Source organism: Qipengyuania sp. JB2-7, from assembly GCF_055693485.1.
The window spans coordinates 547,977-568,239 of the sequence record NZ_CM146335.1; the positions used below are offsets into that span (position 1 = coordinate 547,977).

The window sequence follows — 20,263 nt, forward strand, 5'->3', positions numbered from 1 at the left end:
TTTAAGCAAGATTGATTGGAAAGAGGCAGAGTAGATGAAGGCAGTTCCCGTAGAGCAGTTGACAGATGATGCGTTTCGCCCCTTTGGGGACGTGATTGAAGCTGGCGATGAATCGTCCGCGTCAATCATCAACAACGGCACGTGTCTAAAGTTTGCAGAACTTGCGCGGCCTGATTGCGGGCGCGCGTCAGGCCACCCGGCAATCCATATTTACCGTGCCAAACCACGCTCCATGCCTTTCATCGTCGAGGCAATGGAAAGGCATCGGCAGGGTTCGCAAGCCTTTGTACCACTCAGCGGCAATCCCTTTCTGGTGGTCGTCGCACCTGCTGGCGATCTTGATAGCGATGGCATTCGCGTATTCGCTGCGAAGGGCACTCAGGGTATCCAGTTTTCCGCTGGCACTTGGCACCACTTTTGTTTGGCGCTCGGCGAGATGAGCGATTTCCTCGTTATCGACCGAGTTGCACGAGAAGAAGACTGCGAGGAGGTGCTCCTCCTCGATGATCAGAAAGTGTGTATTGAAGAATCAGAACTTGCGGGATTGTTGCCAATCTGAACCCTTCTCGGTCAGGAATCTTCCAAGCGCGTATGCAACGCCCGACAGCAAGAGGCTTGATGCAAAGAAGCCGATAGCAAAGGCCCCATTGGCCTTACCTAGTGACAGTACAAGACAAGCCACTGAGAGTAGCAGCATCGGGAGCAGATATGATTCCTCTCGCAACCGTATCGCGCTCGCAACCCCAATCACGCTGCCTAAACCCAGAAGTCCGACAAGATGCTCAATACCGGTGAGAGGATGTAGGAGTCCGCTCATAAGAGCATGATCAGCTAGATGATGACCTTCATGCGCAGCCCCGCTTGCCGACATGGTGAGCAAGGCAAGCGTCGCCCCAGTTTTCATTGGCGTCAGCTTCTTCACAAGTCGTCTCCTTCAATTGGCAGGCCGCCGTTTTCGATGAGGAAATTAGCAATCTCCTCAACAGCAGTTCCCGCTTTGATGTTCGCAAACACAAATGGCCGCTGACCACGCATGCGCCGGGCATCCCGGTCCATCACGTCCAGATCCGCTCCCACCAAGGGCGCAAGGTCGGTCTTGTTGATGACGAGAAGATCCGACCGTGTAATACCCGGACCACCCTTTCTGGGAATTTTGTCGCCCGCCGACACATCGATGACGTAGATTGTGAGGTCAGCCAGTTCCGGGCTGAATGTCGCAGCCAGATTGTCTCCGCCGCTTTCGATGAGGATGAGATCGAGCCCATCATGGCGAGCGGTAATGTCCTCGACGGTACCGCAAGGTTCATCGATGCGTCTTCCCTGATCGCCGTATGGGGACAACCACCTGTTTCAACACCCACGATACGGTCTGCTGCGAGGGAGCCCGCGCGAAGTAGAAACTCTGCATCCTCTTTGGTATAGATATCATTTGTAATGGCAGCGACTTCGAGCTGATTGCGGAGCCGTTTACAAAGGGCGTCCATAAGCGCGGTCTTGCCGGTTCCAACGGGGCCGCCGATCCCTACTCTGAGTGGTGAGAGCCTCTTGTTGGTCATGTCCTGAAAAGCCTCGTGTATTGCGTTTCATGTTGGATACAGGCAATTTCAGCGGCGAGATTGGCGCTTGCGAATGCCTGTTCTATGGGGAGTATGCGCCGTTCGAGACTGGTGTCGACGGCGTGCTGGACGTCATGCTGCAAAGTGGAGGCAAGCACTTGAGTGTCTGTATGTCCTAGCGGCACGATGCGCTGGGAAGCTGACAATAGGTTGGCAACTGTGGCGTGCAGAAAAGCCAGCAGCGCCGCTTCTATTGGAACTCTAAAAATAGCAAACAATACGCCAGCTGCCACCGGATAAGGCAGTTCTCCCTTTTCGATGCGGCTTGTCGCCCGTTCATAGGCGGCGACCTTGCCGGGGTGCACCTGCCTGTTAGCGTTTATGGCGATCGCGCGGAAAGCATCGCCCTGCGCAGTCGCTTCAATGGAGCGTTCTCGCGAAATTTGAGCAGCAAGCGAAAAAGTAGCCAGTTCTTTGAACTCGACAGCACCAGCATTTCCATCCAATGGTTTAAAGCATCGGACAAAACAGGCGGCATCCGCTGAAAGACTACCGCAGTCGAGACTATCGCGGATCCATTCCGCCACCGCACTGGCATCATTAAGCCAGCCCGCTTCATGAGCCCATTCGAGTCCGCTCGAATAGGCAAAGGCGCCAATTGGCCAAGAGGGCGACATCCAACTGAGAGTGCTGTAGAGCCAGCTTCGATCATCTGTTTGTTTAGCCATGCGCATGACCATTCTGATGATCTTTATGCTGGGCATCACGAGCGTAGGCTCCGCGCTCAGGATCGAAACCAGCCCGAATTCTGCGAGTTTGCCCGCCAAGCCCTACGACCATTTCCTCGATGACGTGGTCGGCCCTAATATGGAGGCTAACCCCATCAATGCTAGCTATTACCTGAGTGGGTAAGTGCCGATTTCCGAGATGCCACGCCAGTTGTGTCAAAAGCTCAACGCTTGGCGTCGCGATGGCAATGAGGTCTTCTTCAGCCGCTTCAATCCTTATGACCGAGCCGTCAGATAGCTCGAAGCCCTGACCAGATCGAAGTGTTGTGGGTCGCTCCTGATCGAGCAGAATTTTCTTACCGCTCGCTGTGGTCCAAACCGCGCGGCGCTTGCTGCGAGCATCGTAATCGAGCGCAACACTGTCACTCGCCTGGGATGCATCTTCAACAATGGTGCTGATGAGAGTGGGTTCGGTCATAGCTCAGTACAGGAAATAACGTTGGGCCATCGGAACGACGTTCGCCGGCTCGCAAGTCGCAAGCTCGCCGTCCATGCGAACTTCGTAAGTTTCGGGATCTACGTCGATTTCCGGGAGGGTATCGTTCAAGATCATGTCTTTCTTGCCGATGTCTCGACATTTGCTCACGGCAACTACGTCTTTTTCCAGCGATAATCGTTGCTTCACTCCACCAGCGAATGCAGCCCGTGAGACGAATGTGAGCGATGAGCTGGATAGCGCCTTGCCAAACATTCCAAACATGGGCCGACCATGCACCGGTTGCGGTGTTGGTATGCTGGCGTTGGGGTCGCCCATAGCGGCAAAGCTGATGGTTCCGCCTTTGATAACCAGATCAGGTTTGACCCCAAAGAAGGCGGGATCCCACACGATGAGGTCGGCAAGCTTGCCTATGTCAACCGATCCGATCTCGGCAGACAATCCTTGGGCGATAGCCGGGTTCAGCGTGTATTTGGAAATGTACCGTCGAACCCGCAGGTTGTCATTATCGCCAGTCTCATCTTCGAGCTGACCACGCTGCCGCTTCATCTTGTCGGCAGTTTGCCAGGTGCGTGTAATCACTTCGCCGACACGGCCCATCGCCTGGCTGTCGGAAGAGATGATCGATATCGCGCCGACATCGTGAAAGATGTCCTCTGCCGCAATCGTCTCCTTGCGAATGCGGCTTTCTGCAAAGGCAATGTCCTCTGCAATAGAGGGGTCGAGGTGATGGCACACCATGAGCATGTCGAGATGCTCTTCAATCGTATTGACAGTGAAGGGCCGTGTCGGGTTAGTCGACGAGGGGATGACGTGGGATAGGCCCGCCAGCTTGATGACGTCGGGCGCGTGCCCACCGCCGGCGCCCTCGGTATGAAAAGCGTGAATCGTGCGCCCTTTAAACGCGGCGATTGTGTCGTCGACGAAACCGCTTTCATTGAGGGTATCGGTGTGGATCATAACCTGCACATCGTGATCATCGGCAGCTGTGAGACAGCAATCGATTGTGGCAGGCGTCGTGCCCCAATCTTCGTGCAGTTTGAGCGCAGCTGCCCCGGCCTCGATCTGCTCGATGAGCGCTTCAGGCCGGCTGCTGTTGCCTTTGCCGACAATCGCAAAATTGATTGGCAGCCCGTCGACCGCGCGCAGCATCTGCTCAATATGGAAGGGCCCCGGCGTGCACGTCGTGGCGTTGCTTCCGGTGGACGGCCCAGTGCCACCTCCAACAAACGTTGTGATCCCGCTTGCTACCGCTTCGTCAACCTGTTGCGGACAGATCATGTGGATGTGGCAATCGACCCCGCCGGCAGTTACGATCTTGCCTTCGCCTGCGATGACATCAGTGCCCGGTCCGACGACGATTTCGACGCCCGGTTGTGTATCGGGATTACCCGCTTTGCCAATTGCGTGGATCCGCCCGGCTTTGATACCGATGTCTGCTTTGATTACCTTGTCATGGTCAATGATGACGGCGTTGGTAATGACGGTGTCGACAACACCTTGGGCGTTGGTTCGTTGGCTCTGGCCCATCCCGTCACGGATAACCTTGCCGCCACCAAACTTGATTTCATCGCCATAGACGGTCGCATCGCTCTCGATCTCGATGATGAGTTCGGTATCAGCGAGCCGCAGCCGATCGCCTTTAGTGGGGCCAAACATATGCGCGTAGTCATGGCGCGACATATTGAACGGCATCAGTCCAGCTCCTTTCTCGTCAATCCCCTGAAACCGCACACGATTTCATCGCCCGCATAGGGGACAAGATTGACTTCGCGCGTCTGCCCCGGCTCAAATCGGACGGCAGAGCCCGCTGGGATATCCAAACGACGCGTCCAGGCTTTGGTGCGGTCAAAATCGAGACCCGCATTCGCTTCAGCGAAATGGTAGTGGCTGCCCACCTGAACCGGGCGATCGCCAAGATTACAGACGGTCACCTGCACGGCATCACTACGGGCATTGAGTACCAGATGCCCGTTGGCAGGGATCAGCTGTCCCGGAATCATCGGATCGGCCTGTGGACGGTTACGAGCTTGGTCCCGTCGGGAAACGTGGCTTCAACTTGAACATCGTGGATCATTTCCGCGATTCCCGGCATTACCTGATCAACCGTCAGCACTTTGGCCCCCGCTTCCATGAGGTCTGCCACGCTCGTGCCATCTCGCGCGCCCTCCAGAACGAAATCCGAAATCAGCGCGACGGCTTCAGGGTGATTGAGCTTGACGCCACGCTCTAGGCGCCGCTGCGCAACCATGGCTGCAACGGAGATAAGCATTTTGTCCTTCTCTCTGGGCGACAGTCTCATAGTCAGCAACTCCAGTTACGAGGAAGATCATGCCCGCCGCGAGCTGCAATCAGAGCAAGCCTCATGTCGTGGCGCAACGCGCAATCAGTCTTGGCAAGGAGACGTGCGTGCACCAGGCCGCGAACAAGCGTCACGCCAACCAGCCCCTGAGCATCGCTCAAAGCCTCGCGCAGTTCTTTTAGCTTCTCTTCCGGCTCTGATGCCGCGATGACAATCGTGGCGCTGGCCCGGTTGGCTGCCCCGCACGAATTGCGATTCAACCAGGCGTTCAAGTCGCCTGACCGCTGCGTACGATCAAAGAGGATCAACTCGCCATCACGGAAGACTTTAAGCTGTTCGCAAATAGAGCCCGTCCGCAGGCTTTCACCTCGAGCTAATCTGCCAAAAACGATGGCTTCGCAGCCGACGAAATTGGCTTCTCCATCAAGATGTACCTCAAGCTCTCGGTCGAGATGAGCGCCGTCAAACAGGATGGCTTCCTGAGGTAGCCATTCTGCAGAAGCGCCTGACCTGACGGAGATATGCGTGCAAATTCGAGCTTTGCCTGATTGTGAGCGATAGATTTTTTCCGCAGCAGCCGAGGTCACGCACGCCTCGGCATTGCTCTGCCAAAGGACGGTTTGTTTGAGACGATCCCCGCCGGTCAAGCCGCCCGCAGTGTTAATAGTAGCCAAAGTCGGCATTCCGTGGTTTGCCGTCTTGATCATGCGCGCGCGAAGACAGCCCGACTGACGTTCCTTTTGAAGCCGGGTTCGCCCCTGTTTCGCGACAAAATCCAGCGTCAAGTGGCCAAAGGATTTAACGCTATCGGGGATGCCCAAATCGGGATCGGACCTTTGAACACATTCTGCTGGCTGGCTCGCCATCAGGAAAGCTGTTTCGCGGCAGAATCAATTTCCTTTACGCGCTGGGCTTTTTCCTCTTCGGGGAGGAATGAGCCCGTGAAAGAGTTTTTTACCAGCACGACGATCTGATCGGGTGAAAGCGCAAGAGCCTGGGCAATAGCGTGAAAATTATCGTTCACATAGCCGCCGAAATAGGCCGGATCATCGGAATTGATGGTCGCCTTGATACCCATGTCCAACATGCGCTTGACCGGGCTTTGGTCGATGGTGTCGATTACACAGAGTTTGAGGTTTGAAAGCGGGCATACGGTCAAGGTCTGCCCATCATCTACAATCCGCTGGATAAGCTCTTTGTCTTCGAGAGCACGATTGCCATGATCGATGCGGTCAACCTTCAAATCATCCAATGCTTCCCAGACGTAGTCAGGCGGTCCTTCCTCACCGGCATGGGCGACGATCTTGAGACCCTTGGCTCGCGCTGCTCCGAAAACCCGAGCAAATTTCGATGGGGGATGACCGAGTTCGGAAGAATCAAGACCGACACCGGCAATCCGGTCAATCCACGGCTCTGCCTGCTCGAGCGTGTTGAAGGCAGACGCCTCGTCAAGGTGGCGCAGGAAGCACATAATAAGGCGGTACGAGATGCCAAGGCGCGCTTGACCTTCCTCAAGTCCGCGCAGAATGCCGCCTATCGCTGTATCAAATGAGATGCCTCGGTCGGTATGCCCTTGCGGGTCGAAGAATATCTCTACGTGACGGACGTTGTCGGCATGGGCTTTTTCGAGATAGGCGATCGTAAGGTCGTAGAAGTCCTCCTCCTGCTGCAGTACGCCCATACCTTGATAATAGATGTCGAGGAAGTCCTGCAGATTGCTGAAGTCATAAGCCGCACGCACTTCTTCGACGTTCTTGAACGGGATGTCGATCTTGTTTCGCTGCGCGAGAGCAAACATGAGTTCTGGCTCGAGCGATCCCTCGATATGGAGGTGCAATTCCGCCTTGGGTAGCTGATCGATCAGTTTCGTGGTGAGGCCTTTACGAGTGTCTGACATGATTATTGGTGTCCCTTTGCGATGGTTCCGAGGGCGCGCAGCCGGGAAATCCCTCCATCGGGGATCATGTCGATCCGGAGGTGATCGACTGGCCCGATGTCTTGCAATTCTGCGACGAATTCATGCACAGCGTCAGCTGTGAGGCGTGTGGCGGGCAACAAGACAGGCCAGTAGATCGCCAAAGCGGGTAGAGCGAGATCGGGCAGATCACCGACCATCCCGCCATAGACAATCGTCTCAAACGCAAAGTTGCCCTTGAAATGCGCCGTATCAATCTCGAGCCGCTCTATCGCACCTGGATGCGCAAGCTTGATAATACCCCAATCAAAGCCGGGCTCGCGTCGCCGACGCGTTTCCCAACCATCTCCCATATCTTTGCCTCTGCCGGGCGCAATCAAGTTCGCAAGCTCACCGAAGTGAGCATCGCTCGCGACCACTGCTCTTCCGCCATTCTCAAGTGCTGCTAGATCTACTGGGGCGGTGCTGCTGTGAGTGTCCAAGTTTCCGCAAACATGCCCATAAATTCGAAGGCGCGCGATGCCGCCGTCAGGGTAGGCTCGCAGCCTCAGGTGCGTCCAAGCAGTCTCGCTATCTGGTAATCTGAAGAAGTGACGATGATCGCCAGATAGCGCACTGGGCGGAAGGACTTGAACCCAATCACTCCCGGTACGGGTCACCGCCTTCTTTCGAGACGCAAGCGTCTAAGGCCACGGCAGGGACGTAGTTGCCGGTAAAGTGGCGGGTGTCCACTTCTACGCCCAAGACAAATCCAGCCTGTCCGAGCGCTATTACACAGTGATCATGTCCTTGACCGCGTTTTCGACGCGACTCCCAACCATCCATCCACTTGCCGTTCTCGTCGTATACGCCCGGTTTGAAAACAGGATCGGTCGGGTCGATAAGACGATCATGGGAGGCGAAGAAATCGTCGCTCGAGCCTATCACTTTGGCTCCGAGGCGCGGCTGTGCCAAATTGACGGCTCGTCGAGCCCATGTCGGAATCGTCTCGGGAGCGGTCACGTCAAAAAGTTCCTTTGCATGTGGCAATCTTTTCCAATCTCATTTTCGCGATCCTATTGACCTGCTTTAGAGCTTCGACGCGTTCCTCATCTGCGCCAAGCTCGCTGCGTTTGCGCATCGATGCTAAAACGTCAGCGCGCGACAATCCCCGCACCGCGATGATGAACGGAAAGCCGAAACGCTCTTGGTAGACCGCGTTTAGCCGCCTAATCTCGGCAAGCTCACTGGGGTTGCATTGGTCCAGGCCAGCACCCGCCTGTTCCGATTGAGAGCTTTTGGTCAGATCGCCCTCCAAAGCTGCGCGTCCTGCAAGTTCGGGATGCGCGCGCAGCAATGCCAACTGCCTATCTTCTGGAGCTGCCAATACGAGTTGCTCCATCTTTTGCGCGAGCAACGCGAAAGAAGGCGATCTCTCTTCTTTTAATTCCCGCCATGCCGCTTCTGGAATCCAACGCGAGTGCTCGTAGACTTCGCCGAATACCCCTAGGAACCTGGCAAGGGTGGCCATGGTCTTCTGCGAAAGCAAAGTGTCGAGCCAGCCGTGCATTAGCGGGTCTCTTCAGCGGGGAAGTTCGCACGCCAATGGTTGGCGATATCTAGCCGCCGACAGACCCACACACGATCGTGATCGGCAACGTACTCAACAAACTTCTTCAGACCTGCAAACCGGCCCGGCTTTCCTGCGAGGCGACAATGTAGCCCCACCGACATCATGGCGGGCCGCTCCGCACCCTCGGCATACAGAGTATCGAAAGCGTCCCTCAAATACGCAAAGAACTGCTCCCCATTTGCGAACCCGTGTGCCGCAGCATAGCGCATGTCATTGGTATCCAGAGCGTAAGGCACCATGAGCAATGGGCTGCCAAAGCGATGGTCCCAGAAGGGAAGGTCATCGCTGTAGTCATCTGCGCAATAGACCAAATCGTGCTCTTTGGAGATGATATCGAGGGTATTCGGACTTGTTCGGCCCGTGTACCAACCACGCGGTCGCTCTCCGAGCAGTTCGGTAAGAGATTCGATAGCTTTCGCTATGTGATCTCTCTCCTCGTTCACCGTAACATTCTGATAGTCGATCCAGCGGTAGCCGTGAGCGGCGACTTCGTGACCGCCGCGTAAAAACCGTCGCGCCAGTGCAGGATAATTCGCCAACGCGCTAGCGACAGCGAAGACCGTAAGTGGCCAGCCGCGTTCTTCAAACAAGCGAAGTATTCGCCAGACGCCAGCTCGGCTGCCATACTCGAAAAGCGACTCCATACTCATATGGCGCATGCCGACGATATCCGGCGCAGGCAGTATATCAGAAAGGAAAGTTTCCGCGCGCTCATCGCCGTAGAGTACGCAATTCTCGCCACCCTCTTCGTAATTTAGTACGAATTGGACCGCGATCCGAGCGTCATCTGGCCAATGAGGGTTTGGGCGCTCCTCCCCGTAACCAGCTAGATTTCGGTCGTTTTTATTCATCGCGCGCAGAAAAATTTCCTAGTAGAGCATATATGTGCCTTGTCAGATGAAACGTTTAAGTTCTAAGAGTGTGCTAGTCAATCAATGGAATCAATATTGATGAGAGAGAAGGGTGACGAGTGCCAACTGGGCGATTGACAACGCACGCGCTGGATACGCGATCAGGCAAGCCTGCGTCGGGGCTGGGCTTCGTACTGTTCCAGCACTCGGATGGGTTCGGGTCTGTGCGAGAGGAGGTTGCGCTCGGCGTGACTGGACCTGATGGTCGCCCTGCTTCGCCAATACTGGAAGGTGATCGCTTGGTAGCTGGAGCGTATTGCCTTGAATTCGATGCGGAGACTTATTTCAAGCTGGACGGCTCCGTTCCCGTCGACCCGTTCTTGGGCATTGTTGCGTTGAATTTTCAGATATCGGACCCGTACTCGCATTACCACGTGCCGCTGATTCTCTCGCCATTTGGCTACTCGACATATCGCGGGAGCTAACGAAGGTGGGTGCAGCAATAAGATTTCTCCTGAATGGAGAGCTGGTTGAAGTGAGTGGCTGCGATCCTACGCAGACGCTCCTCGATTTTTTGAGAGACCGAAGGGCGTTGACGGGAACGAAAGAGGGATGCCGTGAGGGCGACTGCGGAGCGTGCACGGTGGCTCTGACGACGCGCAGCGCGGGTAATGTCGAAACTCGTGCAGTCAACGCATGCATTCTGTTTTTGCCGGCGGTGGATGGATCTGCGGTTTCGACCGTCGAAAGCCTTGCCGGCGAGAATGGTGAACTGCATCCTATTCAACAGTCTTTTGTTGATCGGCACGCATCGCAGTGCGGATTTTGCACTCCGGGCTTTGTCATGTCGTTGTTCTCTGCCTCCGCTTCCGGAGACCAGCTGAGCCCGGAAAGAACGAAAGAAATCATCGCCGGAAATCTTTGTCGATGCACAGGCTACGGCCCCATTCTTGAAGCTGCTGAAGAGGGCCTCCTTGCCAGTGAAAACGCGTCAACATCGATCGTCGACCAACTGAGCGAGCTTGACGATGGTGAGATGCTACAATTCGAGTACTTTTGCCCGCAGTCAAGAGCGAAGCGGACTTACGCCGCTCCGCGGAACTTAGACCAGCTCACAGATGTGGTAAACGCGCGCTCGGGTGTCCGCTTCTTGGCGGGCGGTACGGATCTCGGATTACATGTCACCAAGCACCAAGCGCGTTTTGAGCACGTTGTTGATGTGTCGCGTATCGAAGAGCTTCAAGGGAGTTCCCGAAGCGAGAAGCAACTTCGGGTTGGCGCATCGACAACGGTGGCGCAGTTACGCCGCTTGCTGAACGAAGCGATCCCTTCGATAGATCCGATGTTGTCGCGATTTGGCTCTCTTCAAATTCGAAGCAGAGCGACTGTTGGAGGGAACATTGCCAACGGGTCTCCCATTGGCGATTTGCCGCCTGCACTGATCGCGCTTGGCGCCAGTATCGAGCTTATTGGCTCGGACGGCGCGCGCGAAATGCCGCTCCAGGAATTTTACATTGAATATGGGCGCCAAGATCGTCGGCCAGACGAACTCCTTACGCGTATCAACATTCCGCTTCCGGCAGAAAATGACGTGTTCGAAGTCTACAAGATATCGAAACGTTTCGAGCAGGACATCTCTTCGGTTTGCGGAGCATTCTATCTCCGGATTTCAGGGAAGAAAGTCTCTGAGATCAGAATAGCTTTTGGTGGGATGGCTGGCATTCCGAAACGCGCCGCTGCGGCTGAAAGCGTGCTGCGCGGGCAGCCGCTTTCTGATGAGCAAATCACTAAGGCCGCGGATGCGCTGGCTCGAGACTTTGAGCCCTTGGCCGACCATCGTGCGTCGGCGGAGTATCGCCGGCTCGTGACGCAAAACCTGCTCAAGAAATTCCTTCTGCAAACCGTTGGACACGACATGCCTCGTCTGGAGTGTGCTGCCACATGACCAAGCAAGGCATAGCAACCGAATTTAGTCATCAGCCGGTCAAGCATGACAGCGCGCACAAACATGTGACCGGATCGGCGATCTATACCGATGACATCGCCGAACCTCGTGGTCTTCTCCACGTACAGGTTGGAATGAGCGAACACGCTCATGCAGAATTTGCGATTGTCGACCTCAGCAAGGTGCGACACTTTCCAGGCGTCGTGGATGTACTAACGGTACCGAAGATGTGATTGGGGTAAACGACGTTAGCCCGATCGCCGGTGACGATCCGATTTTTGCCGATGGCAAAGTCGAGTATGTTGGCCAGGCAATTTTTGCCGTTGTTGCGACCTCGCGAGACGCGGCCATAGCCGCGCGAAAGCTTGCGGTGATCGATTACACTCCGCTCCCCGCCATCGGCGACATTTCCGCCGCTCGCGAACTCGATCACAAGATTGCCCCCAGCATGACTTTTACGCAGGGTGATGTCGTGTCTGGATTTGCAAACTCGGCACGCCGCGCATCAGGTGCTTTTGCCATTGGCGGGCAAGATCACTTCTACCTCGAAGGCCAAGTAGCGATGGCTACTCCGGCCGAAGACGGCGACATGCTCGTGTATAGCTCCACGCAGCATCCCACCGAAGTACAGCACCTAGTCGCGCGTTCGCTCAACCAGCGCGACAATGCTGTCACTGTAGAGGTGCGCCGAATGGGCGGCGGTTTTGGCGGTAAAGAGACGACGCCAGCACATGTTGCCGCAATTGCCGCACTTGCGGCGCAGAAAACAGGGCGTCCGGCCAAGCTGCGCCTCGACCGTGATGACGACATGATCATGACCGGTAAGCGTCATGATTTTCACGTAAGTTTTGATGTCGGGTTTCAGGAAAACGGTTTGGTGTCGGCTTTGTGTCTTGAGCTTGCTTCACGATGCGGGCGTTCGCTTGATCTCTCTAACGCCATCAATGACCGAGCGATGTTTCACTCCGACAATTGCTATCATTTGCCTGACGTCGAGATCATCTCCCATCGCTATAAGACACATACGGTTTCTAACACCGCTTTCCGTGGTTTTGGCGGCCCTCAAGGGATGCTGGCTATTGAGCGCGTAATGGATGCAGTCGCTGCTGAGCTTAGCCTCGATCCCCTAGAGGTTCGCAAGCGCAATTTCTATCGTCACGGGGCGCACTGCGAGACACCTTACGGTATGCGGGTCGAGGATTTCGTAGCTGACCAAATTGTTTCGGAATTGGAAAAGAGCAGTGACTATCAGGACCGTCGGGCCGATGTACTTGATTACAATCGGCAGAATAGGTTTTCCAAGAGAGGCATTGCCCTCACGCCCGTAAAATTTGGTATCTCCTTCACAGCCAAACATTACAACCAAGCCGGTGCACTGGTGCATGTCTATTCTGACGGGAGCATCCATCTCAATCACGGTGGCACCGAGATGGGACAAGGCCTATTTGTGAAAGTGGCTCAGGTCGTCGCTCAGGAATTTCAGGTTCCGCTCGACTCCATCAAGATAACGGCAACAACGACCGGTAAAGTTCCCAACACCTCGGCCACCGCCGCTTCATCTGGAAGCGACCTCAACGGAATGGCGGCATTCGATGCCGTGCGGCAGATCAAGTCCCGATTGATCGACTTCGCGCGTGATGAGTTTGGGTGCAATCGCGATGAAGTCGAATTTCGCGATGGCCGGGTCGTGGCGGGCAGTTTCAAAGGAACTTTCGCTGAGTTTATCAAGCGCGCTTACTTTGGCCGAGTGCAGCTTTCAGCTGCTGGCTTTTACAAGACACCCGATCTCGATTTCGATCGCGAAAAAGGCAAAGGGAGGCCATTTTACTACTTTGCTTACGGAGCTGCGGTTTCCGAGGTGCTGATCGATACATTGACCGGCGAATACAGAGTCATTCGAACGGACATTCTGCATGACGTTGGTCGGTCACTCAATCCCGCAATTGATCTAGGGCAAGTAGAAGGCGCCTTCATTCAAGGGATGGGGTGGCTTACCACGGAGGAGCTCTTTTTCGACCAATCGCTACGCCTTCGGACGCATGCTCCATCAACTTACAAAATACCGTCTGCCGGAGATCGCCCTAAGACCTTTAACATGCACCTTTGGAAAAAGGGTGAGAACAAGGAGCCGACAATCTACCGCTCCAAGGCGGTTGGCGAGCCACCATTTATGTTGGCGATCTCGGTGGTTTCTGCGCTTGAGATGGCGATTGCTCAGACCAATCCTGAAAAGACGTTGCCGCAGATAGATACTCCAATCACACCTGAGCGCGTGCTGATGGCGATTGAGGAAATGGCAAGAGAGGGAAGCAATGATTGATTGGCTTTCCTCGCTCAGTGACAATCTAAAAGACGGAAAAGCTATCGTTAGTGTTACGTGCGTTGGCGTGTGTGGATCAGCGCCATGCTCGGTTGGATCACGAATGCTGGTTGCAGAAGACCGGATATGGGGCACGATCGGCGGGGGAAACCTCGAATTTCAGGCAATTGAACAGTCGCGCCGCCTTATCGAGCATGAGCAGCGTTGCCTCAACCAGGATTTGCCGCTCGGACCGCTACTCTCTCAGTGCTGTGGCGGGCGCGTGAGACTTGTCTACGAGAAATATACACCAGTTGACCAAGCCTTCGTTGAGACTGCCAAGACTGAGGATGCAACTATCCGGACAAACTGCCTTCCTGACGAATACGGGAAGTGGCTGTTGGCACCAGACGGATCCTGCTTGGCGTCGTTAGGAGGTCGAGAGGTAACGGGGCCAAGCGATCCGATTGACGGGTTTGATGGCACCTTCTGGGAGGAGAAGACCACGGCGAACCTTCGCAAAGTCTTCATTTTCGGTGGAGGTCATATCGGTCGCGCTCTCGCTCACATTCTCGAGCCCGTGCGTTGCAAAACAATCGTTGTCGATCCACGGGAAGAGGTTGCCGCCGAACTGTCGCCACGGTTTGGAGTGGTTCTGACTGAACGAATGGATGAGATTGCCCACTTATGGGACGACAAGGCTTTAGCCGTCATCCTTACCCATAGCCACGATCTCGACTACGCTTGGGTGAAGTCGATCCTGCGATCAAGCAATAGCGCTTATTGCGGGCTGATTGGGTCAAAAACGAAGCGGGCTCGGTTCGTGCGGAGATTGCACCAGGACGGTCTCACGCAAGATGAGGTCGATCATCTCACGTCGCCCATTGGACTGCCTGGCACCAAATCCAAGGATCCTGGAACAGTTGCGCTCTCTACCGCTGCTCAACTGTTGCCATTTTTCACTCCCAATCCGCCACGCGCAATAGCACCAAACGTGCGCTGTGAGACGCACGTCAACAACACAATTTCGGAAAATGCCTGATGTCGATTGATTTTGTGGAATGGCTCAACTTGGCCTTCCGATGGTTACACATTACTGCAGGGATCGCGTGGATTGGGTCTTCGTTTTACTTCGTCTGGCTCGACAATCATCTCAAACGCCCTGAAGAGGGCGACGCCTCCGGTGAAGTTTGGTCGGTTCACGGAGGCGGCTTCTATCATAAACAGAAGTACCAGGTTGCTCCTGCCAAGATGCCCCAGGATCTCCATTGGTTCAAATGGGAAGCATATTTCACTTGGATAAGTGGCTTTTCGCTACTGGTGCTCATTTATTACTGGGGTGCCAATAACTACCTGATCGACCCTGCGAAATCAGACATAGGCGTGCCATGGGCGATCGCCCTTGCGCTCGCAGCGATCGTGGTATCTTGGCTCTTCTACGATTTACTGTGCCGAACCCCTGTTGGCCGGGATAATCGTTGGCTCGGAGCGCTGTGGTTTTCGTTTCTCGTGGGCGCCGCGGCTCTGCTCGACAGCTATTTCAGCTCCAAGGCGGCATATATCCATATTGGCGCAATTGCAGGCACAGTGATGGTGGCGAACGTCTTTTTCGTTATCATTCCCAATCAACGAAAGGTGGTTGCGGACCTGGTTTCCGGCAAGACACCGGATCCGAAGCTTGGTCAGCAGGCCAAACAGCGATCAGTCCACAACAACTATATGACACTTCCTGTGTTGTTCATAATGATCAGCCAGCATCATCCGATGACTTATGGCGCGGAGCGACCCTGGCTGGTGCTCGGGATCATTGCGCTGCTTGGCGTTGCCATTCGGCACGCATTTAATCTCCGCCATCGTGGGCAATCCTCAGAACCCCTGTATCTGTTGATTGCAATTCTGGCGCTCAGTGCCGTGACTTATGTTTCACTTGAGAGAGATGATCCGCGGCCACCATCGCAATCAAGCAGACCGGAGCCGTTGACTTACGCTACCGTCGCTCCGATACTGCAACAGCATTGCACCTCGTGCCATAGCGCTAATCCGACTGATCCAGCATTTCCCGTGACGGTACCGTGGGCTTACGATTGGACACTTTTGAACATGCCCAGCAAGCCGCTTCTCAGATCGAGGCTCGCGCAGTCAAAACGAATTCGATGCCTCTCGGCAATATGTCAGGCATGACCCAGAGCGAACGGGACGTGTTGGGTGAATGGATAGCGGCGGGTGCCAAGCCCTAGCGGTTGTCCTCTTTAACCGACCTTATGAGGTAGGCCGGAGAATCTGCGATGCAGCCGGTTTGTGGCCGCGTATTTCCGCATCGCTTAATCCCTGAAGTTCGTGCGGGAAGACCAGCCAATCTTCGGTCTCCTCGACATAGAAATCGGGAGCGAGATCTGTCCGGTTGCGTGACGGCTTGTAGAAGACGGTCGCAATCTTAACCGTTCCAGGCATGTTCCGTCGGCACTTCTCACGCAGCTCATGTAAAAAGGCTTCGATAGACCGACCGGAGTCAAATACATCGTCCACAACCAACAGAGCATCCTCTGCATTGAGTGTGTCGATCAGGTAGCCAAGGGCATACACTTTCACCATCGGCTCTTGGCAATCGATGCCAGTATAGGAGGACGTTCTTATTGCGCTGTGATCACACGCGATGCCGCGGAACTCCAACAGCTCCTGCACTGCAATACCGATAGGAGCGCCCCCTCGCCAAATGCCAACAATGTGCGTGGGTCGGAAGCCAGAATCGATGACCATGTCACCTAGAGAAAATGACATCTCCAGAAGACGCTGAGCATCAAGAAACAGTTTGTTAGTCATTGAGGATCGGTCGCGCAAATCGTCGCAACCAAGGCAGAGCAGATAACATTTTGCAACGTACGATATTCCTGGCCAGTTCGGGCTATTTCGGCGGTCGTAAGTGGGCCGTTCCAGCGTGTATAATGGTAGACGAAAACCGGCAGCGGGTACATGGTCTCCGCAACTTTCCAGACGTTCTCTGCATTGTCATCTACGAAAATCACAGCAGCATAACTGTCTATATCGACACCAGCTAAGAGCAACGCCAGCATCTCCCCCTTGTGCTGTCCTGCAAGAAGCATGACGCCGTCGCGTATTGATATCGGGCGATAAGGTGCGTGTCTCGGGGCGTGTCCAATAGCCAAAAGCGCCCGCGACACATCGGAACCATCGTACTGCCCACCTTGATTGCAAATGAAGAGTGCGCAGACGCGAACAGGGGAAGGATCGATACCCTGTCTTTCGGTTTCCCGAACTGTAGCGTTGAACAGTTCGGGCCCCCGCGCACTCATCAGGTAAACATCCATTTCTGCGTCCCTGACCGATTGCAGCAGCGCCGCCGTGTCGCTCTGGGTTGGCCTCATTCTAGATGCGGCGAAAAGCAAATTCTGAGCTTCTACGAGCGCCTCGAACGAGCGGAAATCGGATAAGTTGCCATGTTCAATCTCAGTTGCGTTGTGATTGAACCAGGCTGTCGCTGCCGAGTCGTGTCGGCATTGTTAGAAGGGTGTTGTCGATGTCGAACACCAATAGGATATTGCGAGCGCCAGAGTCCGCCTGAAGCTCATGGGCTTTCCCAACAGGCCCAGCCAGATCGTCAGTTTGCATGACCTGATTGGATGGCTGACTTTGTGCAGTTGCTGTGGCCGCTGCAATCAATGACAGCCCGACGAAACCTGGCAAGCAAACAGCCAGATTCAGCCAGTTTCGAAATCTAAGGTTCCTCATTTCATCTCCACTTCCAGGGCGTTGACAAGTTCGTTCCAGACGACTAACTGAAACGATTAAGTAAATAGGAATGGATGTCAACTTATCGCGCCGGCCCGACCAACGGGTTCGGGCGATATTTTGCAACCAACTGAAAAAACGCGGTCGTCCGCGGCAAAAATGGAGGACGAACAATAATGACAACAGATCGCGGTACACTCATCAAATGCGCGACACCTGAAGAGGCTGCCGACAAACTCGAGGCGCTCTACGCCGAAAGCAAAACCGCTCTTCGCGCTGCTTTCGATACTTTTGTTGAGTCTGGCGAGGCGCCAAATGTCGACGAACGAAAGTCTGGGCGCTTTAGTTATCCCTTACTGACGGTGACCTACCAGCCTGATGGTGCGACACCGGCGTTCTCGCGCGCCTTTGGCAACTTCAACGGTCCAGGGGTGTATCAGACGGATATTGCTCAACCGAAACTGTTCCGTGACTATCTTGTTTCGCAGCTCGAAATTCTGACCAACACCTATGATTGTGAGATCGCTGTTTCGCTTTCTGACTCTGAAATCCCCTATCCTTACGTTCTTGATGGCGCAAAAGGTGTCGATGCCGACCTTGGTGCCTCCTTCGGAATTAGCCCGGTTCTTTCCCGTCCCGAATTTGGCGATGATAGATGACAAGATCGCCAATGGAGAAGCGGATAAGCCTTCTGAATTCACGCTCGATAGACTTGGCGATGATCTCCAGGAGGCCCAGCCACTAAACCTGTTTTCTGCGCTTAGAACGGACTACTCCCTTCATCGCCTGCAACACTACACGGGTACGAAAGCGAGCGACTTCCAGAGCTTCATCCTCTTTACCAACTATCACCGCTATATGGAGAAGTTCGTCGATCTTGCCATTGATCGGATTGAGAATGACGACTTCTACGAAGAGTTGGTCGCTCCAGGCGGCGTTCGCATCGGTAAGGGCACACCCGATGCCAGAGAAAAGATTCTGGAATCCGAGCTCGGCAAGTTCCAAATGCCGGCTTACCACCTGACCGGAAAAAACGGGCAAGGTATTACGCTCATTAACATCGGCGTCGGCCCCTCCAACTCCAAGACGATTACGGATCACCTCGCAGTTCTGAGGCCGCATTGCTGGATCATGATCGGGCACTGCGGCGGCCTTCGCCATTCACAGCGACTTGGCGATTACGTGCTGGCTCACGCCTATCTAAGGCTCGACGGCGTGTTGGATGAGGACTTGCCGCCCGAAGTTCCGGTGCCCCCGATTGCAGAGGTTCAGCAAGCTCTGTTTGAGGCAGCCAAGAGAGTCACCGGTGATGCAGGTGCAGACCTCAAGACCCGCCTACGCACGGGTACGGTGGTTACGAACGATGATCGTAATTGGGAGTTGAGATTCCACAGCGAGTCCCTCCGCTTCAACCAGTCCCGCGCGATCGCAATTGATATGGAAAGCGCAACGCTAGCCGCGAATGGATACCGTTTTCGCGTTCCCTACGGAACATTGCTCTGCGTTTCCGACAAGCCCCTCCATGGCGAAATCAAGCTGCCCGGCGCAGCGAACCGTTTCTATGAGCGTGCGATTTCCGAGCACATGCTGATCGGCATCGAGACGATGGAAGTGCTCCGGGAGCAGGGGGATCAAATGCACTCCCGGAAACTTCGTAGCTTCGAAGAGCCACCATTCCGTTGATGTGCTTTCGCGCAGCGGTAATCTAAGGGATGGTATATGATTGAGAAGAAGTTTGACGTGATCGGCATTGGGAATGCGATTGTCGATGTTATCGCCCAATCGAAAGACGAATTTTTGCACGCCGAGGGTCTCGCCAAAGGATCCATGCAACTGATCGAGGCATCGAGAGCCGAGGAACTCTATGGCAGAATGGCACCTGCCAGAGAGCTTAGTGGAGGCTCAGTCGCGAACACAATCGCTGGTCTTGCCCATCTTGGTCACTCATGCTCATTCGTAGGCCAGGTGGCTAACGATCAGTTGGGACGCGTGTTTTCGCATGACATTCGCGCATCTGGCGTAAAATACACAGTGGAGCCAGCAATTGATGGGAAGCCGACGGCGCATTCCTTGATTTTGGTGACGCCCGATGGTCAGCGGACGATGAATACGTTTCTCGGCGCATCTCAAACCCTTCCGACTGAAGCCATCAATGAAGACGCGATCAGATCGTCGCGCATTCTTCTGCTTGAAGGTTACCTGTGGGACTCGGATGAAGCGCGTACCGGCGATGAATGCTGCTTTAGAAGTCGCACTAGCGCACGATTGCCAAGTCGCATTAACGCTATCGGATGCGTTTGTGGTTGAGCGACACCGTGATGAGTTCGAAGCCCTCTTCCATGCAGGTAAAATTTCGATCCTGTTTGCCAATCGACTTGAGGCAAATTCGATGATGCAGACGGATTCGCTCCATGAGGCTCTACAAGGGCTGGCTGAGGTCATTCCGGTGCTCGTCGGCACCGATGGAGAGAACGGCGCCACCTGCTTGCGGGACGGCCAAATTGAACAGGTGCCGGCCAACAGGAATGTTGCTGTTGTCGATACAACAGGAGCGGGAGATCTGTTTGCTGCAGGTTTCTTGTCCGGGCTCTTGAAAGGCCAAAGTACACGCGCATGCCTGACAACAGGAACCATCTGCGCCTCTGAAGCGATAAGCCACTTCGGGCCTCGACCTGAGGTCGACTTGCGCGGCCTAGTTACTGAGACGAGCCGCCCAACTCATGAGGAATAATTCAACGGTTGATCCTTGTGGTCATATATCTTAAACGTTTAATTAAAGTGTAATGACGGGATGGCATTCGATGGGCGGTTG

20 protein-coding genes and 5 pseudogenes are annotated in these 20,263 nt (G+C 54.8%); 9 read left to right on the forward strand and 16 right to left on the reverse strand.

Going from position 1 to position 20,263, the window contains the following annotated elements:
- Positions 1-34: 34 nt before the first annotated feature.
- Positions 35-559: an ureidoglycolate lyase gene (locus tag ACZ1GM_RS02675; protein WP_472677647.1), complete on the forward strand. Its 525-nt coding sequence runs from the start codon at positions 35-37 to the stop codon at positions 557-559.
- On the opposite strand, the gene ACZ1GM_RS02680 is transcribed toward ACZ1GM_RS02675, so the two are convergent.
- From ACZ1GM_RS02680 to puuE, 14 genes and pseudogenes are all read right to left on the reverse strand, one after another.
- A complete protein-coding gene (locus ACZ1GM_RS02680) occupies positions 530-922 on the reverse strand; it encodes a HupE/UreJ family protein (RefSeq protein ID WP_472677648.1) in 393 nt (130 codons plus the stop codon). The two genes, ACZ1GM_RS02675 and ACZ1GM_RS02680, sit on opposite strands and share 30 nt — an antisense overlap.
- Positions 919-1,556: pseudogene (ureG, locus tag ACZ1GM_RS02685) on the reverse strand (urease accessory protein UreG). Before ureG ends, ACZ1GM_RS02680 begins: the two are co-directional and overlap by 4 nt.
- Positions 1,553-2,284: an urease accessory protein UreF gene (locus ACZ1GM_RS02690; protein WP_472677649.1), complete on the reverse strand. Its 732-nt coding sequence runs from the start codon at positions 2,282-2,284 to the stop codon at positions 1,553-1,555. The pseudogene ureG and the gene ACZ1GM_RS02690 overlap by 4 nt, the downstream one beginning before the upstream one ends.
- The gene (locus ACZ1GM_RS02695; protein WP_472677651.1) at positions 2,277-2,762 is read right to left on the reverse strand and encodes an urease accessory protein UreE; all 486 of its coding nucleotides are present in this window, start codon (positions 2,760-2,762) and stop codon (positions 2,277-2,279) included. The genes ACZ1GM_RS02690 and ACZ1GM_RS02695 overlap by 8 nt, the downstream gene beginning before the upstream one ends.
- Before the next feature lie 3 nt (positions 2,763-2,765).
- Positions 2,766-4,475: an urease subunit alpha gene (ureC, locus tag ACZ1GM_RS02700; RefSeq protein WP_472677652.1), complete on the reverse strand. Its 1,710-nt coding sequence runs from the start codon at positions 4,473-4,475 to the stop codon at positions 2,766-2,768.
- A complete protein-coding gene (locus ACZ1GM_RS02705) occupies positions 4,475-4,783 on the reverse strand; it encodes an urease subunit beta (protein WP_472677653.1) in 309 nt (102 codons plus the stop codon). The genes ureC and ACZ1GM_RS02705 overlap by 1 nt, the downstream gene beginning before the upstream one ends.
- Positions 4,780-5,082, reverse strand: a complete 303-nt coding sequence (locus ACZ1GM_RS02710) for an urease subunit gamma (protein WP_472677654.1) — start codon at positions 5,080-5,082, stop codon at positions 4,780-4,782. The genes ACZ1GM_RS02705 and ACZ1GM_RS02710 overlap by 4 nt, the downstream gene beginning before the upstream one ends.
- Positions 5,083-5,084: 2 nt before the next feature.
- Positions 5,085-5,948, reverse strand: coding sequence for an urease accessory protein UreD (locus ACZ1GM_RS02715; RefSeq protein ID WP_472677655.1), 864 nt, complete (start codon positions 5,946-5,948; stop codon positions 5,085-5,087).
- Positions 5,948-6,979, reverse strand: a complete 1,032-nt coding sequence (locus ACZ1GM_RS02720) for an adenosine deaminase (RefSeq protein WP_472677656.1) — start codon at positions 6,977-6,979, stop codon at positions 5,948-5,950. The genes ACZ1GM_RS02715 and ACZ1GM_RS02720 overlap by 1 nt, the downstream gene beginning before the upstream one ends.
- Before the next feature lie 2 nt (positions 6,980-6,981).
- Positions 6,982-7,479, reverse strand: coding sequence for a hypothetical protein (locus tag ACZ1GM_RS02725; RefSeq protein WP_472678613.1), 498 nt, complete (start codon positions 7,477-7,479; stop codon positions 6,982-6,984).
- Positions 7,480-7,548: 69 nt separating this feature from the next.
- Positions 7,549-7,656: pseudogene (locus tag ACZ1GM_RS02730) on the reverse strand (hypothetical protein); the annotation flags it as partial.
- Positions 7,637-7,924, reverse strand: coding sequence for a hypothetical protein (locus ACZ1GM_RS02735; RefSeq protein WP_472677657.1), 288 nt, complete (start codon positions 7,922-7,924; stop codon positions 7,637-7,639). The gene ACZ1GM_RS02735 and the pseudogene ACZ1GM_RS02730, both read right to left, overlap by 20 nt.
- 76 nt (positions 7,925-8,000) lie before the next feature.
- Positions 8,001-8,546, reverse strand: coding sequence for a 2-oxo-4-hydroxy-4-carboxy-5-ureidoimidazoline decarboxylase (gene uraD, locus ACZ1GM_RS02740; protein WP_472677658.1), 546 nt, complete (start codon positions 8,544-8,546; stop codon positions 8,001-8,003).
- The gene (gene puuE, locus ACZ1GM_RS02745) at positions 8,546-9,460 is read right to left on the reverse strand and encodes an allantoinase PuuE (RefSeq protein WP_472677659.1); all 915 of its coding nucleotides are present in this window, start codon (positions 9,458-9,460) and stop codon (positions 8,546-8,548) included. The genes uraD and puuE overlap by 1 nt, the downstream gene beginning before the upstream one ends.
- 134 nt (positions 9,461-9,594) lie before the next feature.
- On the opposite strand from puuE, the gene uraH reads away from it, so the two are divergent.
- The 6 genes from uraH to ACZ1GM_RS02775 are packed head-to-tail and all read left to right on the forward strand — an operon-like array spanning position 9,595 to position 15,885.
- Complete coding sequence (gene uraH / locus ACZ1GM_RS02750; RefSeq protein WP_472677660.1) at positions 9,595-9,945, forward strand: hydroxyisourate hydrolase; 351 nt, start codon at positions 9,595-9,597, stop codon at positions 9,943-9,945.
- A 5-nt stretch (positions 9,946-9,950) separates the two neighbouring features.
- Positions 9,951-11,405, forward strand: a complete 1,455-nt coding sequence (gene xdhA, locus ACZ1GM_RS02755; protein ID WP_472677661.1) for a xanthine dehydrogenase small subunit — start codon at positions 9,951-9,953, stop codon at positions 11,403-11,405.
- Positions 11,402-11,638, forward strand: coding sequence for a hypothetical protein (locus tag ACZ1GM_RS02760; protein WP_472677662.1), 237 nt, complete (start codon positions 11,402-11,404; stop codon positions 11,636-11,638). The genes xdhA and ACZ1GM_RS02760 overlap by 4 nt, the downstream gene beginning before the upstream one ends.
- The gene (xdhB, locus tag ACZ1GM_RS02765; RefSeq protein ID WP_472677663.1) at positions 11,635-13,725 is read left to right on the forward strand and encodes a xanthine dehydrogenase molybdopterin binding subunit; all 2,091 of its coding nucleotides are present in this window, start codon (positions 11,635-11,637) and stop codon (positions 13,723-13,725) included. Before ACZ1GM_RS02760 ends, xdhB begins: the two co-directional genes overlap by 4 nt.
- Entirely contained in the window at positions 13,718-14,746 is a 1,029-nt protein-coding gene (xdhC, locus tag ACZ1GM_RS02770; RefSeq protein WP_472677664.1) for a xanthine dehydrogenase accessory protein XdhC, read from the forward strand. Before xdhB ends, xdhC begins: the two co-directional genes overlap by 8 nt.
- Complete coding sequence (locus ACZ1GM_RS02775) at positions 14,746-15,885, forward strand: urate hydroxylase PuuD (RefSeq protein WP_472677665.1); 1,140 nt, start codon at positions 14,746-14,748, stop codon at positions 15,883-15,885. The genes xdhC and ACZ1GM_RS02775 overlap by 1 nt, the downstream gene beginning before the upstream one ends.
- A 78-nt stretch (positions 15,886-15,963) precedes the next feature.
- Here ACZ1GM_RS02775 and ACZ1GM_RS02780 read toward each other — a convergent pair whose 3' ends face one another.
- Both ACZ1GM_RS02780 and ACZ1GM_RS02785 read right to left on the reverse strand, forming a co-directional pair.
- Entirely contained in the window at positions 15,964-16,524 is a 561-nt protein-coding gene (locus tag ACZ1GM_RS02780) for a phosphoribosyltransferase (protein WP_472677666.1), read from the reverse strand.
- Positions 16,521-17,451: pseudogene (locus ACZ1GM_RS02785) on the reverse strand (DUF2608 domain-containing protein). The gene ACZ1GM_RS02780 and the pseudogene ACZ1GM_RS02785 overlap by 4 nt, the downstream one beginning before the upstream one ends.
- Positions 17,452-17,627: 176 nt before the next feature.
- Here ACZ1GM_RS02785 and ACZ1GM_RS02790 point away from each other — a divergent pair.
- Positions 17,628-19,134: pseudogene (locus ACZ1GM_RS02790) on the forward strand (AMP nucleosidase).
- A gap of 36 nt (positions 19,135-19,170) precedes the next feature.
- Positions 19,171-20,182, forward strand: a pseudogene (locus ACZ1GM_RS02795) (adenosine kinase).
- The last annotated feature ends 81 nt before the right edge of the window (positions 20,183-20,263 follow it).

What these genes read in the sequence shown, in the direction of transcription:
- ACZ1GM_RS02675 (WP_472677647.1), top strand. Translation starts at nt 35, where the DNA reads ATGAAGGCAGTTCCCGTAGAGCAGTTGACAGATGATGCGTTTCGCCCC.
- puuE (WP_472677659.1), bottom strand. Translation starts at nt 9,460, where the DNA reads ATGAATAAAAACGACCGAAATCTAGCTGGTTACGGGGAGGAGCGCCCA.
- ACZ1GM_RS02710 (WP_472677654.1), bottom strand. Translation starts at nt 5,082, where the DNA reads ATGAGACTGTCGCCCAGAGAGAAGGACAAAATGCTTATCTCCGTTGCA.
- ACZ1GM_RS02705 (WP_472677653.1), bottom strand. Translation starts at nt 4,783, where the DNA reads ATGATTCCGGGACAGCTGATCCCTGCCAACGGGCATCTGGTACTCAAT.
- ACZ1GM_RS02760 (WP_472677662.1), top strand. Translation starts at nt 11,402, where the DNA reads ATGACCAAGCAAGGCATAGCAACCGAATTTAGTCATCAGCCGGTCAAG.
- ACZ1GM_RS02775 (WP_472677665.1), top strand. Translation starts at nt 14,746, where the DNA reads ATGTCGATTGATTTTGTGGAATGGCTCAACTTGGCCTTCCGATGGTTA.
- uraD (WP_472677658.1), bottom strand. Translation starts at nt 8,546, where the DNA reads ATGCACGGCTGGCTCGACACTTTGCTTTCGCAGAAGACCATGGCCACC.
- ACZ1GM_RS02690 (WP_472677649.1), bottom strand. Translation starts at nt 2,284, where the DNA reads ATGGCTAAACAAACAGATGATCGAAGCTGGCTCTACAGCACTCTCAGT.
- ACZ1GM_RS02695 (WP_472677651.1), bottom strand. Translation starts at nt 2,762, where the DNA reads ATGACCGAACCCACTCTCATCAGCACCATTGTTGAAGATGCATCCCAG.
- ACZ1GM_RS02780 (WP_472677666.1), bottom strand. Translation starts at nt 16,524, where the DNA reads ATGACTAACAAACTGTTTCTTGATGCTCAGCGTCTTCTGGAGATGTCA.
- ACZ1GM_RS02715 (WP_472677655.1), bottom strand. Translation starts at nt 5,948, where the DNA reads ATGGCGAGCCAGCCAGCAGAATGTGTTCAAAGGTCCGATCCCGATTTG.
- ureC (WP_472677652.1), bottom strand. Translation starts at nt 4,475, where the DNA reads ATGCCGTTCAATATGTCGCGCCATGACTACGCGCATATGTTTGGCCCC.
- xdhC (WP_472677664.1), top strand. Translation starts at nt 13,718, where the DNA reads ATGATTGATTGGCTTTCCTCGCTCAGTGACAATCTAAAAGACGGAAAA.
- ACZ1GM_RS02720 (WP_472677656.1), bottom strand. Translation starts at nt 6,979, where the DNA reads ATGTCAGACACTCGTAAAGGCCTCACCACGAAACTGATCGATCAGCTA.